18 protein-coding genes are annotated in these 13,852 nt (G+C 65.4%); 9 read left to right on the top strand and 9 right to left on the bottom strand.

Annotation, left to right across the window (positions count from 1 at the left end; translation table 11 throughout):
• Positions 1-3 precede the first annotated feature (3 nt).
• The gene (locus ACQR1F_RS10035; protein ID WP_315714692.1) at positions 4-246 is read right to left on the bottom strand and encodes a zinc-finger domain-containing protein; all 243 of its coding nucleotides are present in this window, start codon (positions 244-246) and stop codon (positions 4-6) included.
• A gap of 292 nt (positions 247-538) precedes the next feature.
• On the opposite strand from ACQR1F_RS10035, the gene ACQR1F_RS10030 reads away from it, so the two are divergent.
• Positions 539-1,690: a hypothetical protein gene (locus ACQR1F_RS10030; RefSeq protein WP_434912944.1), complete on the top strand. Its 1,152-nt coding sequence runs from the start codon at positions 539-541 to the stop codon at positions 1,688-1,690.
• Positions 1,691-1,837: 147 nt separating this feature from the next.
• Entirely contained in the window at positions 1,838-2,587 is a 750-nt protein-coding gene (locus ACQR1F_RS10025; protein WP_434886606.1) for an alpha/beta fold hydrolase, read from the top strand.
• Between the two features lie 108 nt (positions 2,588-2,695).
• Here ACQR1F_RS10025 and ACQR1F_RS10020 read toward each other — a convergent pair whose 3' ends face one another.
• A complete protein-coding gene (locus ACQR1F_RS10020; protein WP_410053150.1) occupies positions 2,696-4,024 on the bottom strand; it encodes a hypothetical protein in 1,329 nt (442 codons plus the stop codon).
• Between the two features lie 493 nt (positions 4,025-4,517).
• Here ACQR1F_RS10020 and cysE point away from each other — a divergent pair, with 493 nt between their 5' ends.
• Both cysE and ACQR1F_RS10010 read left to right on the top strand, forming a co-directional pair.
• Complete coding sequence (gene cysE / locus ACQR1F_RS10015) at positions 4,518-5,348, top strand: serine O-acetyltransferase (protein WP_434895352.1); 831 nt, start codon at positions 4,518-4,520, stop codon at positions 5,346-5,348.
• Positions 5,349-5,625: 277 nt separating this feature from the next.
• Positions 5,626-5,838 carry a DUF3126 family protein gene (locus ACQR1F_RS10010; RefSeq protein ID WP_006611186.1) on the top strand — a complete coding sequence of 71 codons (213 nt, stop codon included), beginning with the start codon at positions 5,626-5,628 and terminating at the stop codon, positions 5,836-5,838.
• A 388-nt stretch (positions 5,839-6,226) separates the two neighbouring features.
• Here the strand turns inward: ACQR1F_RS10010 and ACQR1F_RS10005 are convergent, their stop codons facing one another.
• Positions 6,227-6,925, bottom strand: coding sequence for a hypothetical protein (locus ACQR1F_RS10005; RefSeq protein WP_315801073.1), 699 nt, complete (start codon positions 6,923-6,925; stop codon positions 6,227-6,229).
• 196 nt (positions 6,926-7,121) lie between these two features.
• Between ACQR1F_RS10005 and ACQR1F_RS10000 the strand changes: the two genes are divergently transcribed.
• Complete coding sequence (locus ACQR1F_RS10000; protein ID WP_009027540.1) at positions 7,122-7,451, top strand: DUF6949 family protein; 330 nt, start codon at positions 7,122-7,124, stop codon at positions 7,449-7,451.
• 83 nt (positions 7,452-7,534) lie between these two features.
• On the top strand, positions 7,535-8,065 hold the full coding sequence (locus ACQR1F_RS09995; RefSeq protein WP_315801072.1) for a gamma carbonic anhydrase family protein: 531 nt from the start codon (positions 7,535-7,537) through the stop codon (positions 8,063-8,065).
• Positions 8,066-8,098: 33 nt separating this feature from the next.
• Here the strand turns inward: ACQR1F_RS09995 and ACQR1F_RS09990 are convergent, their stop codons facing one another.
• Positions 8,099-8,266 carry a hypothetical protein gene (locus ACQR1F_RS09990; protein ID WP_434912943.1) on the bottom strand — a complete coding sequence of 56 codons (168 nt, stop codon included), beginning with the start codon at positions 8,264-8,266 and terminating at the stop codon, positions 8,099-8,101.
• Positions 8,263-8,568, bottom strand: a complete 306-nt coding sequence (locus tag ACQR1F_RS09985) for a hypothetical protein (RefSeq protein ID WP_434907075.1) — start codon at positions 8,566-8,568, stop codon at positions 8,263-8,265. Before ACQR1F_RS09985 ends, ACQR1F_RS09990 begins: the two co-directional genes overlap by 4 nt.
• Positions 8,569-8,643: 75 nt before the next feature.
• Here ACQR1F_RS09985 and ACQR1F_RS09980 point away from each other — a divergent pair, with 75 nt between their 5' ends.
• The 3 genes from ACQR1F_RS09980 to ACQR1F_RS09970 all read left to right on the top strand — a co-directional run bounded on the left by ACQR1F_RS09980 (position 8,644) and on the right by ACQR1F_RS09970 (position 9,822).
• The gene (locus tag ACQR1F_RS09980) at positions 8,644-9,081 is read left to right on the top strand and encodes a hypothetical protein (protein ID WP_434892399.1); all 438 of its coding nucleotides are present in this window, start codon (positions 8,644-8,646) and stop codon (positions 9,079-9,081) included.
• Between the two features lie 159 nt (positions 9,082-9,240).
• Complete coding sequence (locus ACQR1F_RS09975) at positions 9,241-9,540, top strand: hypothetical protein (protein WP_315801068.1); 300 nt, start codon at positions 9,241-9,243, stop codon at positions 9,538-9,540.
• Between the two features lie 129 nt (positions 9,541-9,669).
• Positions 9,670-9,822, top strand: a complete 153-nt coding sequence (locus ACQR1F_RS09970) for a hypothetical protein (RefSeq protein WP_434913011.1) — start codon at positions 9,670-9,672, stop codon at positions 9,820-9,822.
• Between the two features lie 107 nt (positions 9,823-9,929).
• Here ACQR1F_RS09970 and ACQR1F_RS09965 read toward each other — a convergent pair whose 3' ends face one another.
• From ACQR1F_RS09965 to ACQR1F_RS09950, 4 genes are all read right to left on the bottom strand, one after another.
• Positions 9,930-10,742, bottom strand: coding sequence for a dienelactone hydrolase family protein (locus tag ACQR1F_RS09965; RefSeq protein WP_410051410.1), 813 nt, complete (start codon positions 10,740-10,742; stop codon positions 9,930-9,932).
• A gap of 396 nt (positions 10,743-11,138) precedes the next feature.
• A complete protein-coding gene (locus tag ACQR1F_RS09960) occupies positions 11,139-11,654 on the bottom strand; it encodes a hypothetical protein (protein ID WP_315801066.1) in 516 nt (171 codons plus the stop codon).
• 254 nt (positions 11,655-11,908) lie between these two features.
• Positions 11,909-12,331: a hypothetical protein gene (locus ACQR1F_RS09955; RefSeq protein WP_434890701.1), complete on the bottom strand. Its 423-nt coding sequence runs from the start codon at positions 12,329-12,331 to the stop codon at positions 11,909-11,911.
• A 420-nt stretch (positions 12,332-12,751) separates the two neighbouring features.
• The gene (locus ACQR1F_RS09950; RefSeq protein WP_434890700.1) at positions 12,752-13,663 is read right to left on the bottom strand and encodes a hypothetical protein; all 912 of its coding nucleotides are present in this window, start codon (positions 13,661-13,663) and stop codon (positions 12,752-12,754) included.
• Positions 13,664-13,852: the final 189 nt, after the last annotated feature.

Below are 13,852 nucleotides of genomic sequence, written 5' to 3'. Positions count from 1 at the left end.
CGATCAGGCGACGTCCTTCAGCACGCATTCCGGGGGCCGCGCCTCGCCGGCGGCGAGGTCCGGCGCATAGCGGTACAGCGTCGAGCAATACGGGCAGATGATCTCCTTGTCGTTGCCGAGATCGAGGAACACGTGCGGATGATCGAACGGCGGATTGGCGCCCACGCACATGAACTCATGCGAGCCGATCTCGATGACGGGGACACCGGCATCGTTGTTGAAATGCGGGACGATGTTATCGGCCATCGGTATTACCTCGCGTGGCAACGGGAGCGTATGCGGTCAGCACGACGGAACAGGACGGGACTGAGGTCGCACGGCCGCACGCGTCGAAAACGGCGCGACCATACTGAGCCTTGATGCCAATTCCTAGTGCTGGGAACCCGCGTTTGATGCAACGCACGCCGTTATGTTGTGGCTTGTGGATTCGACACAAACTCAGGGCCGCCGAGAAGCCCTTCTTTCGTCGAGGCCGTTGTGTCAGGCATGGAAATTACTATGTCTCTTCGCATCGACCCCGCGAAAACGTGAAGGCGGCGTGATCTCGAAGCGAATCAAGCTGGGACTCAGTCTGGCGCTGGCCGGGCTTGCCGTCAGCGCCGCGGTCGGCGCTGCGATATGGCCGCACGCCTATGGGGCCGGAGCCATCGTCGCTGCGCAGGATGATCCGGCGAGGCTGTCGGAGCTTCAGGTCGCCTCCGTACTGCAGACCGATCCGGCGCGCATCACCAGCGGCATCAAGGATGCGCTCGAAGCCGGCGATCCCGATCTCGCCGAGAGCTTCGTTGCGCTCGCGCGGGATCATCAGGTGACACTCGATGACGCGCTGGTGCAGCGCGTGAGCGATGCGGCGGCCGCCGAGAAGGCACCGACCAGCGTCGCCAAGCGGTTCGCGACCGGGCTCGTCACCGGCCAGGCCGACGACGTCGCGAGCTTGTCCGGCACCGTGGCTGGCGACCTCTTCGTGTTCGGCGACATCCGCGACGCGGTGCGCGAAGGCAAGCATCTGGTGATGGGCGAGGAGACCGACCGCCTGGTGCTGGGCCTGGCCACGGCCGGCCTTGCCGTCACTGCCGCGACCTATGCCTCGGCAGGCACTGCCGCGCCGGTGCGGGCCGGGCTGACGCTGGTGAAGGATGCGCGAAAGGTCGGCCGGCTCGGCGAGGGGCTCGCCGCCTGGGCCGGACGCTCGGCGCGGGATGTGGTCGATGCGCCGCTGTTGCAGCAGGCGGTGGCCTCGGGCTCGGTGCTTCGTCCTGGCCAGACCGCGACCGCGATCCGCGCGGCGTTCCGCGCCGAGAAGGCCGGCGCGCTGGTGCGGCTCGCCAAGGATGTCGGCCGCATCACTGAGAAGGCCGGCACGCGCGGCGCACTGGATTCGCTCAAGCTCGCCGAAGGGCCGAAGGACATCGCCCGCGCGGCGCGGCTCGCCGAGGCCAAGGGCGGCCAGACGCGCGCGATCCTGAAGCTGCTCGGCCGCGGCGCGCTGCTGCTGACCGCGGGGGCATTCAATCTCGCGCTCTGGCTGTTCGGCGCGCTGATGACGCTGCTCAGCTTCGTCGCATCGCTGAAGGCGATGACCGAGCGGGCCACCCAGGCCTGGCTCGACCGGAGCCGGCGGCGCCGCCTGCGCCGGATGCAGGCCGCGTCCGCCGCTCCCGAACTGGCCGCAACCGCGTCCTGCGGCTAGAGCATGATCCGGAAAAGTGGAAGCCGGTTTTCCGAAAAGATCATGCTCAAACAAAGGGATAAGATCATGATGCGATTCCGTGGAATCGCATCATGATCTAGACTTCGTCCGACCAGCTTCACTCCAGCGTTCCGGGATTCGCGACCGATGCCGAGCTTTCACAACGGCGCCGTTGAAATTGCCTTCATCGATGAGGGGGAGGGCGATCCGATCGTGCTCGTCCATGGCTTTGCGTCGAGCAAGAACGTCAACTGGGTCTACCCGGCCTGGACCTCCGAGCTGCGCAAGGACGGCCGCCGAGTGATCGCGCTCGACAATCGCGGCCATGGCGATTCGGGCAAGCTGTACGACCCCGCGCTGTATTCGATCGCGGCGATGGCGAGCGACGTCACGGCGCTGATGGATCATCTCGGCCTCGCCAGCGCCGACGTGATGGGCTACTCGCTCGGCGGCCGCATCGCCGCACATATCGCGCTGACCGCGCCCGAGCGGCTGCGTTCGGCGATCTTCGGTGGCATCGGCATGGCGATGATCGAAGGCGGCGGTCCCGGCGAGAACGTCGCCGTCGCGCTCGAGGCGCCGTCGATCGACGACGTGACCGATCCCGTGGGCCGCACCTTCCGCGCCTTCGCCGACCAGACCCGCTCCGACCGCCTGGCGCTGGCCGCCTGCATGCGCGGCTCGCGCGGCCTGATCTCGCGCGAGGACGCCGGCCGCATCGCGGTGCCGGTGCTGGTGGCGGTCGGCACCACCGACGAGGTGTCGGGCTCGGGTCCGGCGCTCGGCGCGCTCATCCCCGGTGCCGAAGTGCTCGACATCCCCAGTCGCGATCACATGCGCGCTGTCGGCGACAAGGTCTACAAGGCCGGGGTCGTCGACTTCCTGTCACGGCGCTGAAGCCGTAGCCCGGGCGAGCGCAGCGACCCCGGGTTTTCCGAGCGGCGCGTGTGAACCCGCATGTCGCTCCCGCCTTCGCCCTCTGGGCTCGGCTGCCGCTCAAGCGGGCTACGGGAGGCGTTCCGCCGAGCCGTCCACGCGCTCGCCGCTGAACCACCTTGCCGCGGCGATCAGCGCGGTGAAGGTGGCGATCCACACCATCCGCGCGCCGTAGCGGTCGTGCGGGCCGGAGATGACACCGCAGATCAGGGCATTGCCCAGCAGCGCCAGGGTCACGGTGCTGGCGAGCAAAGCCACATCGTCGCGCCGCCGGCGCCAGATCGCGTGCGCCGCGATCGCCGCCGCCGCCAGCATCGAGGCCAGCGCGACCGGCACGTGCAGCCAGTTGACGTCGGCGAAATTGATGTCCCAATGCTGCTGGTGTGCGGCGCGCATCTTCTTGAGCTGCGAGGGGACGTAGCGCTCGATGATGCCATAGGTATGCGGCAGCCAGCCATTGGTGCCTTCGCCGGTCGCCACATGCATCAACTGCTCGGCGGTGGCGACCGCGGCGGCCCTGGCCTGCCACAGCGGGTAGGCCGCGAGCGACCGCTTCACGATGAAGCCCATCTCGTCGTTCATGCCCTCGAAGCGGCCGAGCTTGTTGAACATGCTGTTGCCCCAGAGGAAGTCGTCGGCGGTGGGCGGCAGCTCGTTGCGATAGGGGCAGAGCTTCAGCTTCTCGCGGGCGCAATGGTCCTTCAGATATTGCGCCACGATGCCGTCCTGGAGCATGCGGCCGAAGGCGACCCCGGTGCCGCCCGGCGTCCACGCGAACTGGCCGGACAGGGCAAAGTTGGCTGCGAGCAGCATCGCCGCACCCGCGACGATCGTCATGCTGGCCTGGACCAGGCCGGAGAGCGCGATCTGCCGGCGCAGCCAGGGATAGCCGATCCAGCCGGCGCAGCACAGGCCGAACAGCACGCCGAGCGTGGCGCTGTGGGTGGCGGAGGCGAAGGCCACGAAGCCGAACAGCGCGCATCTTTCCAGCATGGAGATCCGGCGTGCGTGCGCGACCATGATGTAGAGCGCCAGCACCGACAGGCCGGCGAAGATGTCGGTCAGCAGCATGCTGGCGAGCCAGGGCAGGGCGGTGGTCAGGATCAGCAGCAGGCCGATCCAGAGCAGGCGCAGCGGCTGGGCCAGCCCCAGCACGCGCAAGGTGAGCTGCAGGATCCAGAGCGTCGCCAGCGCCTGCAGGCCGAGATTGAGCCAGAAGCTCGAGCCCTCGCCAAAATGCAGATAGAGCCCGAACACGGTCGAGCGGCTCGGCACCAGATAGCCTTCGTACCAGCGCGCGAGATAGCCGCCGGTGTCCCACTGCAGCAGCGGGTAGCCGTTCCACAGCGCCGGCGCGACGAGGAAGAGCGGGATGACGATGACGGGGAGCCAGGCCAATCCGGCCTCGGTTGCGCGTTCGTCCAGGATCTGAGTGTTACTGATACCCGTGTCCCCCGATCAGGAGCACCGTGGCCGAAATATGGTCAGGGCGATATTCACTAGTAGACGCAGAGCGATGGATGGTAAAGCCGCTCCCGTGATCGAACGGGGGAATGGCCGGCCTTCTGTCCCCGGGTGGTTCCTTTTTGCCGCAGCCGCCGGTATCCGTCCCTTCCGCCCTCCCGCAGAGTACCCCAGGTGCCGGAACCGATTGCTACCCCCGAGGCCCACCTTGATTTCGGGTTCCTGCTGCCCACTTTGAACCGACGCGGTGCCGAATGGCATGGCGGCGCAACCGGGACGTCATCGGCGGGACGTAAAATGTCTCAATCCCGTGTTTTCTGGGAGGCAGGCTGGCTGGAATGGATCGCCGGCCTCGCGCCTCCTGCAGAGGACATCGTTCCATGCGCCGTGCTATAAGCCCCGCCCACTGAAACTGCGAGAAGCAGCCATGGCTATGCATCAGACCAATCCGCAGCAGGGCAGCAAGCTGGCGACGCTTGATCCGATCTGGGATCGGATCCGCCACGAGGCAGAAGAGATCGTGCGCCGCGAGCCCGAGCTCGCGACCTTCATCTATTCAACCGTCCTGCACCACGGCCGGCTCGAGGATTCGGTCGTGCACCGCGTCGCCGACCGTCTCGATCATTCCGCGCTGTCGGGCGACCTGATCCGCCAGACCTTCAACGACGCGCTGCGCGCCGAGCCGGACCTCGGCCATGCGTTCCGCGCCGATCTCGTCGCCGTCTACGATCGCGATCCCGCCACCTCGCGCTTCATCGATCCGCTGCTCTACTTCAAGGGCTTCCACGCGCTGCAGACGCACCGGCTGGCGCATTGGCTGTTTCGCAACAGCCGCAAGGATTTCGCGTTCTATCTGCAGAGCCGCTCCTCGGCCGTGTTCCAGACCGACATCAATCCGGCGGCGCGCATCGGCCGCGGCATCTTCCTCGATCACGCCACCGGCTTCGTCTGCGGCGAGACGGCCATCATCGAGGACAACGTTTCGATTCTGCATGGCGTGACGCTCGGCGGCACCGGCAAGGAGAACGAGGATCGGCACCCCAAGATTCGTCATGGCGTGCTGATCGGCGCCGGCGCCAAGGTGCTCGGCAACATCGAGGTCGGTCATTGCGCGCGCATTGCCGCCGGCTCGGTCGTCGTGAAGCCGGTGCCGAACAACGTCACCGTCGCAGGCGTGCCGGCGAAGATCGTCGGCGAGGCCGGTTGTGCGGAGCCGTCGCGCACCATGGATCAGATGATCAACGCGATCGGGATCTGAGCCGCGAGCGCCTCCGTCGACAGCGAAGTCAAGACCTTCTCATCCAGGGAAATTCGTGCCAACACATCGGCGTCTGTGGATTTGACGATCCGCCGTTTGTCTTGAGTTTGTCTTGGCGGAATGAATGTGAGATCCACGGCGTCCCTTTCAGTGCGTTCGACATCGCCGCTCGTCTTGCCTCGATCCTTGGGCCGGCATGTCGAATTCATAAGGACACGGACGTTCGCGCTGTAGCGTCCGCATCATCTGCAAACCTCGCTGTCGATTGGAGATCACCGTGGACGTTCAGGAAGTCAGGAAGCTCGACGCGTATCTGAAGCGCGTGTTCGGCAATCCCAAGATCCGTGTGGTGCCGCGGCCGAAGAAGGAAGACTCCGCCGAAGTCTATATCGGCGAAGAGTTCATCGGCGTTCTGTTCGTCGACGACGAGGACGACGACCGCTCGTTCCAATTCCAGATGGCGATCCTGGAAGACGATCTGGTGGAGTAGATCCTCTCGCCACGCTTGAGAATGCACGATCAGGCGCGGTGCCAGTGAATGCGCCCTCTCCCCTTGTGGGAGAGGGCGACGCCGGCCTATCAATGGGCTCGCTTGAGGGGTCTCTCTCCGCCAGCGGCGCTCGTCGCGAGATACCCCTCACCCAAGTGCGTTTGCCGCTCGGTCCTCCATGCCGTCTCCCACAAGGGGAGAGGGCGCATTCACGAGAACCTCGCCAAGGTGTCGACGCTCATCCGCCGACCGTCAACTCCCTGGGGGGAGCGTGTGAGTAAGTAGAACGGCGCGCATCGCGTAGCCCGCATGAGCGTAAGCGACATGCGGGGTCACACGTTGTGCCGGAGAACCCGGATGTCGCTGCGCTCATCCGGGCTACGACCAACTACTTCACCGCATGCATCTGCGCCGTCAGCCGCTCCATGGCCGCGGCGACGTCCTGCCACTGTGACAGCCAGCCGCGCGGAAACCTGAAGGTCAGATCCGCGCCTTCGACGCGGCGTTCGCTGAGGCACATGCCCGGCGTGGCGGCATCACGCGTGCAGCGGGCGACCAGCACAGGCTGCTCGGCCGTGAACAGATCCTCCATGTCGTACGCTGTGCCCGCGCGGAAGCTTCGCATGCTCAATCCGTCCTGCACCGGCACGGCAGCCGGATTGAGATAGCGCGGATAGATCGTCTTCAGTCGCGTCTCCGGCGACATCGCGTCGTGATGTGCCGATATCGAGACGAAGATGCGATCGATCGGGTGCGGCGCCTGGTCGATCTGGTCGGCGCTGACGTGATGCAGCGCCTCGGGCGGGGTGAGCGAGGGATATTCGAAGCCGAGATCGACGCGCTCCTGCGGCCCCGTATGGCGCTGGATCTTCACCCGGATGGCGGCCGCCGGCACGTTGAACACGGTGCCGCCGATGCTGACCGGCAGGCGTTCGGGCCCCTTGAAGGTGCTGGCGCGCCAGGTGGGCCAGAGCAGGTAGGCGACGAGGGCGACTGCGGCCGCCGTCAGCACGCAGCCCAGGATGATCGGCACGGCGTGGCCATGTCCGTTCGAAGGGCGGGCACTGCGGACCGAAAACATCGTCATGGCGGGCAGGGGATCTCAAGGACCGAATCAGCGCCGACTATGCCACGGCGATGCGGCATTCTGCAGAAACTTACCTGCAGGGAGCCGCGCACCGGCCGCGGCCGCCATTAACCCTTCCTTAAGGATAATGTGGCGGGTGCGGTCGCTTTTTGCCAAACCAGCATCGGGCAGTTTTGCAAGTGTGTGAGTGCGTACGATGTCGGCAGAGGCGTTCAATTCCCTGTTCTCGCTCCTCATCGGTTTCGCCTTGGCCGGCGCCTTGGCGAGCGGCTACCAGGCCTATGCCGAACGTCCGCCGGGCTTCGAGCTGCTGCAGGAGGGCGTCACGCCCCGGCGGTTCGCCGCGGTGCCATTCCTGGTGTTCGCCGCGCCTTTCATCATCATGCGCAACACGCTGCGCGGTGCCCGCATCGAGCGCCGTCGCTTCGAGTTCGTGATGCTGGCGACCGTGATCGCCGGCTTCTGGAGCATGATGTGCGGCACCTTCGTGGTGATGACGCTGCGCGCCGCGGGCGTGCTGGCCTAGTTCCCGTGCCGGGCGCCGCCGGGGCGCTTGCTTGAAATCGCTCCGGGGGCTGTGCCAAGGTCGCCTGCGAACGGGAGACCTCGATGGCCATCTACGAACTCGACGGGCAGGCGCCCGAGCTGCCGGCGGACGGCAACTACTACATTGCCGACAATGCCACCGTGATCGGTCGGGTGAAGCTCGCCAAGGAGGTCACGGTCTGGTTCGGCGCGGTGATCCGCGGCGACAATGACTGGATCGAGATCGGCGAGAGCTCCAACATCCAGGACAATGCCACCTGTCACGTCGATCCCGGCTTTCCGCTGCGCGTCGGCCGCAACGTCACCGTTGGCCACAACGTCATTCTGCACGGCTGCACGGTCGAGGATGACGCCCTGATCGGCATGGGCTCGATCATCATGAACGGCGCGCACATCCGCCGCGGCAGCGTCGTCGGCGCCGGCGCCATCATCACCGAGGGCAAGGATTTTCCGGAATACGCGCTGATCATCGGTGCGCCCGCGCGTGTCGTTCGCACGCTGGAGCCGGCGCAGGTCGAGCGCATGGGCATCGCGGCCAAGGCCTATGTCGCCAAGGGACCGCGCTACACCAAGGGTCTGAAGAAGATCGGCTGAGACATCACGGCCGATGGAGCTGTCGGAGATTCCTCACGTCCCTTCGGACTCGCCTGCCTCCGCTGCGCTGGCGACACGTTCGTGGCCGCTCGCCCACAGCGCATGCTGTTCGCTGCCGTCCTGATAGGGATTGGCCTCGGCCGGAATGTTCTCGCGCGCGGCGCGCTCGCCCTGTTCGAACGGATCGGGGCCGGTGCTCATGCTGATGTCCTGCTCCTCTGTTTCGGTTTGTGCTTCGACTGGTTTCTGGATTTGTCGTCGGGCTCGTTCTTCCGTTTGCGCGCAGGCTTGCCTGCGCCATTGCCATCCTCCGCAGCGCTCTTGCGCAGCGCGTCCTTCAGATCCGCCGGTACGCCGTGCTTTTCCAACAGGTCCATGAACGCCTCGTCGGCGAGGTCCTGCAGACTCAGCATCTGATCGCGGCCCAGCTGCTTGAGCTTGTCGAACGTGTCCTCGTCAAAGGCGATCAGCTTGCGCACGGCTCCTTGCTCTCCTCGCCCCATCAATCCTCTCCGATCAACATTCGTTCCGGAACGCGGTCCGTCCGGTCGGGTTGAAGTGTAAAGGGAGACGGTCCCATGGCCAGGTTTTCATTGAGCACTTTGATCGTGATTGCAGGCCTCGGCACGGCCACTGCGGTGTTCGCGCAAGGCGGTGGCGGCGGTGCGGGCGGCGCTGGCGGTGGAGCGAGCGCCGGCGGCGCGCCGAGCGCGGGAGCCGCCGGCACCGGCACGACCGGGACCGCCGGAAGCGGCAGCAATCCCTCACAGTCATCGCAACCGGGCGCGGCAGGTGCCAACGGGACTAACAGCCTGGGCACGGCGCAATCGTCCGGCTCCGGCGCGAGCGGGGCGGGGGCGAGCAATTCCGCTGTCACGACCGGCATGGGTCGTGGAGGAGACGGAGGGACCGCAGCAACAGGCCCGAACCGTACCGGTGATGCGACCGATGTGCAGATTCAGCAGGAGAACAACACGGTCGACCGGAAGGTGAAGAGCATCTGTCGTGGTTGCTGAATGTTGCCCGCCGCTCCAGACGTCACGCAACGACATCGAGATCGCGCAGATGTGAGCGGGTTTGCCCGCGCGCCGTTCCAAATCCGGCTTAGAGACTTCCGGCTGGGAGCACCGGAGTACACTGACGCTCTCATGCCGGTTGAATTTGGAGACGGATCGATGCGCAAGAGATTGATGGGATTGTTGGCGGGTGCCGTGATTGCGGCGGCAATGATGCCGGGCATGGCGTCGGCGCACGGGCCGGGCGGTTTCCATCATGGCTTCGGCCATCATGGCTTTGGCCCGGGTTTCGGACTCGGGTTCGGCTTTGGCTTCGGCTATCCCGGCTACTACGGATACGGAGGCTATCCCTACTACTACCCGTACACCTACGAGGATCTCGGCGGCTGCTACGTCGCGCGCAAGCGTGTGCGGACAGCGCACGGCTGGCGCTATCGCAACGTCGAGGTGTGTGAATGAAGCTTGGGCGAGGCGGCCGGCCGATCCGGTCACTTCGCCTTAACGACATCTCGTGACCATTTGTTGCCGCTCCGATCGGCGGAGCGGCACGGAGAAGTAGCTGGCGCAACGCTTGCATGGGATCCAGGCATGATGAACACACTCACATCCCCTGAACTCACGTTTGTCTTCATGGGCGTCGTCGTCAGCCTGGGCGCCGCGCTGGTCTGGATGGGCTGGGAGCTCGAGCAGGGCGGCAGGCAGCTGGCGAAGATTCGTCGCGACGATCGTCGGCCGCGCTAACAGCCGCCTGTCCGGCGCCCGCATGAGCGCAAGCGACAGCCGGCAAGCGACTTGCGGGAAGTCTCGCGGGGCAGTCTTCCGTGTTCGCTCGTCCCGGGCCGCGGCTGTCAGCTCAGCACGCCATATTTCTTGAACCAGGCCTGCATCTGCGCCCAGCCGTCCTCCGCGGCGTCCTTGCGATAGCTGGGGCGGTAATCGGCGTGGAAGCCATGCGGCGCGCCGGGATAGATCTTGAACTCGGCGGTCTTCTTGTTTGCGGCGAGCGCGGCCTTCATGGCCTCGACGCTGGCGACGGGAATGCCGGTGTCGGCTTCGCCGTAGAGGCCGAGCACGGGCGCCTTCATCTCCGGCGCAAGCTGCGTCGGGCTCTTCGGCCAGGCGGGATTGGGCGGGTCGATCAGCGGGCCGTAGAACGCAACGCCCGCCTTCAGCGCCGAACTATGCGCCGCATATTCCCACACGTTGCGGCCGCCGCGGCAGAAGCCGACGATGCCGAGACGCGAGGTGTCGCCGCCCTGCGACTTGGCCCAGGCCACGGTGGCGTCGAGGTCCGACAGCAGCTCCGCGTCGGGCTTGGCATTCACGATCGGCAGCAGGTCCTTGATCTCGGTGATCTTGGTGAGGTCGGTCCCGCTGCGGAAGTAGTAGTCCGGCGCCACGGCGAGCGCGCCGAGCTTGGCGAGACGACGCGTCACGTCCTTGATGTACTGATGCAGGCCGAAGATCTCCATCGCGACCAGCACGACGGGTGGATTGCTGGCGCTGGCGGGGCGCGCGAAATAGGCCGGCATGTCGCGGTCGCCGACCTTGATCTTCGCATCTCCGGCATTCAGGCCATTGGTGTCGGTGGTAACGACCTCGGCCCGCACCGGGCCGGCAGCCAGCGTGTAGCCGGCCGTCACGGCAGCGGACGCTGTCATGAAGCCGCGGCGTGAGAAGGGGGCGACTGTGGTCAGCCCGATGACATCGGACGTCAGTGCTGGATCGGCGGACATGGGGGCTCCTCTGCGTCTTCAGGGCGCATTGAGCCGAGAATTGGCTGGGAAAAGCAAGTCACCAGCCGGAGAGCCGCGGCCGTCGGATCCGTTCCGGGCGGTCGAACGCGCCGCCACAAAGAACAAGGCCGTCGGCGCAGTATGGCGCCAACGACCTTGCCAGCCCCGGATATTGAAATTGGCCCTGTGCCATCCTGAAATTGGCTCGCCATCCGGTGCAGGCAGGATGGCGTGACTCCCGGTTTCAATCTGTGAAGCACTTCACAGGGTCCCGGGAAAATTCGGCGGGAATTCTACGAGCAGGCGTCAGAACCGGGCGTCTCAGGATCGGTTGCGACGATGCCGATGGCTGCTGCGGCTGGCATGGGCGCGGGCGCGGATGCTGCGGTTGCGTGGAGCAGGCGCGGCCTGCTCCGAGCTCTGCGTGCTGGCGAAAGACTGGCGCAGGCCATCGATGGAGTCCTTCAGGGTCGAGACCTGGTCCGACAGCCGCTTGGTGTCGGCCTGCTGGGCCGCGAGCAGGCGGCGCATGCTCTGCAGTTGCTCCTGCATCATCTGCAACTGATCGATCGATTCCTGCTGGGTGGCCTCCAGGCCCTTGGTCTTCTCCACCAATTGCTCGGATGCCTGCACCGTGCGCGCCTGCAACTGCCGCGTCACCGCGCCGCGCTCGGCTTCCGGCGCGCCGCCATAGGCACGCCACAACATGATGCCGCCGATGCCCGCGACCAGCACCACGAGCGTCGCGGCGGCGAGCGCGATCGGCTGGGCGCCCTTGACGGGGCTCGGGCTGAGCTTCTCGGGGTAGCGTCTGGTGTCGCGCGTCACCGGATTCATCACGAAACCACCCAAATTGAAAAAGCTTCGGATGCTCCTCCCGAAAACTGGGAGAGGCGAAAAACTCGAGCAGAGAATGCTGTCCGCCGAGCCCGCAAATCGTGCATCTGGCGAACGAACCAAGTCGTCAAGGTTTGATTAGGAAATCCGACAAAAGCGAGGCCTGCAAGCCCGAAATCGCGCGGTCGCCGCATGCACCATGCCGGTTCCGGGCCGCGGTCGCGACCAGCCGAAAACTGCGGCCGGACAAATGCTTACTGCGTTGCGCTGCAGTTCCGGCAGATCGTGAGCTTCTGCTTGAGGCGAGCCTCGTCGGCGAGGTCGGCCGCCTGTTCCTCCTCCCAGCTCATCCGGCCGCGATAGCCGGAGCTCGACTGCGCGGACATCACGTCGACCCGCGAGTCGCCACGGCGCTTGGCGCCTTTGCGCGGCGTGCCGATGTCCGGCTCCGCCACCATCTCGGTGTCGGCGTCGGAGGTGGCGACACGGCCGTCCCAGTCGGCCGCAGCGCTCGCCGGCTGCGCGGTAATCACGGCGGGCGTAGCGGCCATCGCCGGCGCGGCTGCAGGTGTGCCGGCCGAGGCCAGCGGTCCCGAGCAGCCGGTGCCGGACATGCAGCAGTTCGCCAGGGTCAGGGCCGCGGCAAGCAAGGTCGCGCTTCGCAGGATCATCATCATGCCGACAACCTAAACCCGACGGTCGAGGGAAAACAAGGTTGGCCGGCCGTTGCCGCGCCCCGCCTGCGACGTATCGTCAAAGCAAGGCCAAAAAAAGTTGCGCATCGAGACGGCCTCACGCGAAGCGATGCCGTGCCTCTCACCGTCCGCGACCGGCGGCAGGACGCCGAACTTCAAACTCAGAATTCGATCTGAAGTCGATTTTGTTGCGCGCGATGGCGAACCGATGTGGTATGTTTTAACCGTTGCTCTGGGCGGCCGGGGGCGCGTGCGTGCGTAGTCCAAGACGCAGATCGTGATCGACGAGAGGCAGCTCGGAGGCGCGCGCTGTGACGCGTCGCAGCCGCGCCCGATGGCAGACACGGATGCCAGCTACGCTTCTCTGGCATCACAATGCGAGCAGCGGGAGGCCACCTTTCGCTATGGCAGCCGGACGGGCGCGCGCCCGCTCCCTCGCATCAGAGCGTAGTTCTTCTGCAGCCAGCGGATCAGGCGGGGGCTCACGGTTCTATCGAGCTCCGACTGAAGCGCCTCGACGCGATCCTGCAACTGGAGGAGGTCGCTGTAGCGAGCTCGCATCCTTTCGCTCAGTTGGCCGTGGGTCGTGGCGATCTCGAGCGAGGGGCGGAACGCCTGGTCGATCGTCTTCCGCAGGACGACGTGCAGATTGAGCTGGGGGACGCGATTGTTGTCGGCGAGATGGGCCGGCTCATTCAACATCGTATCGCCGGCGAGACAAGTGATGCCGAGAGCGTCGATCCGGTTTTCGCCCGCATGGGTGACTGCGAGGCACTCGATCTCGTAGCCGTTGGCCTGGGCAAGCTCTCGGAAGAAGAGCGGCGTGTAGCAGAAGTATCCGTGGTCGAGGTAGCCGCTCGCTGGCAGCTGATGGTAGATCACACCGCCGACCTTCATGGCGTCATGCATCACTTCGAAACAGTTCCACTGATTGACGATGTGCTCGGTTGTGCCGAAGTTGAGAACCACGTCGAAATGGCCGCGGAGTCGCGAAGGAAGTTCGTCGAAGTTGAGATCGAGGATGTTGGTGTTCTTCAGCCCGGGACAAACATCGATCGCCTCATATTCGATGTTTGCGAGATCCGTGATCTCGGAAAGCATCGTCGTTCTTTCGTCCGCTCTCGGCGTTGAGAAGTGGACGAGCCGATCAACGGTCATTGCGTCGGGACGCGGCTGTCCGAGGCGCTCGACGATTTCCATGATCTGCTCGGCGCGCGCGAAATAGATGGTCTGCGGTCCGATATCGAGAATTCTGTTCTTGCTGCCGGTCAGATGCCCGTTCCGCTGCAAATAGATCACGGCATCGAGGTTCATTCCCATAGCAATGCCTCGCGCTAAAGGAGAGGCACTCTAGCACCACAGTCTCCGCGCGATCAATCGTCGCGTGTCGATTTGGGACATCGCTGATCTTGGATTGTGTTATCAGGCTGCAGCAGTCGCCGGCTGGCTCAAAAAAGTTGCGGCCAGCCCTTGGGGGAGAGCTGGCCGCGCGCGAACCGGTCT

Source organism: Bradyrhizobium sp. HKCCYLS3013 (assembly GCF_051167615.1).
GTDB lineage: Bacteria > Pseudomonadota > Alphaproteobacteria > Rhizobiales > Xanthobacteraceae > Bradyrhizobium.
Note: the sequence above shows the minus strand (reverse complement) of the source record. Positions and strands in the feature narration are given on the sequence as shown.

Coding starts and splice junctions, on each gene's coding strand:
- ACQR1F_RS10035 (WP_315714692.1), bottom strand. CDS start 246: ATGGCCGATAACATCGTCCCGCATTTCAACAACGATGCCGGTGTCCCC.
- ACQR1F_RS10025 (WP_434886606.1), top strand. CDS start 1,838: ATGCCGAGCTTTCACAACGGCGCCGTTGAAATTGCCTTCATCGATGAG.
- cysE (WP_434895352.1), top strand. CDS start 4,518: ATGGCTATGCATCAGACCAATCCGCAGCAGGGCAGCAAGCTGGCGACG.
- ACQR1F_RS10005 (WP_315801073.1), bottom strand. CDS start 6,925: ATGACGATGTTTTCGGTCCGCAGTGCCCGCCCTTCGAACGGACATGGC.
- ACQR1F_RS10000 (WP_009027540.1), top strand. CDS start 7,122: ATGTCGGCAGAGGCGTTCAATTCCCTGTTCTCGCTCCTCATCGGTTTC.
- ACQR1F_RS09995 (WP_315801072.1), top strand. CDS start 7,535: ATGGCCATCTACGAACTCGACGGGCAGGCGCCCGAGCTGCCGGCGGAC.
- ACQR1F_RS09990 (WP_434912943.1), bottom strand. CDS start 8,266: ATGAGCACCGGCCCCGATCCGTTCGAACAGGGCGAGCGCGCCGCGCGC.
- ACQR1F_RS09985 (WP_434907075.1), bottom strand. CDS start 8,568: ATGGGGCGAGGAGAGCAAGGAGCCGTGCGCAAGCTGATCGCCTTTGAC.
- ACQR1F_RS09980 (WP_434892399.1), top strand. CDS start 8,644: ATGGCCAGGTTTTCATTGAGCACTTTGATCGTGATTGCAGGCCTCGGC.
- ACQR1F_RS09975 (WP_315801068.1), top strand. CDS start 9,241: ATGCGCAAGAGATTGATGGGATTGTTGGCGGGTGCCGTGATTGCGGCG.
- ACQR1F_RS09970 (WP_434913011.1), top strand. CDS start 9,670: ATGATGAACACACTCACATCCCCTGAACTCACGTTTGTCTTCATGGGC.
- ACQR1F_RS09965 (WP_410051410.1), bottom strand. CDS start 10,742: ATGACAGCGTCCGCTGCCGTGACGGCCGGCTACACGCTGGCTGCCGGC.
- ACQR1F_RS09960 (WP_315801066.1), bottom strand. CDS start 11,654: ATGAATCCGGTGACGCGCGACACCAGACGCTACCCCGAGAAGCTCAGC.
- ACQR1F_RS09955 (WP_434890701.1), bottom strand. CDS start 12,331: ATGATGATGATCCTGCGAAGCGCGACCTTGCTTGCCGCGGCCCTGACC.
- ACQR1F_RS09950 (WP_434890700.1), bottom strand. CDS start 13,663: ATGAACCTCGATGCCGTGATCTATTTGCAGCGGAACGGGCATCTGACC.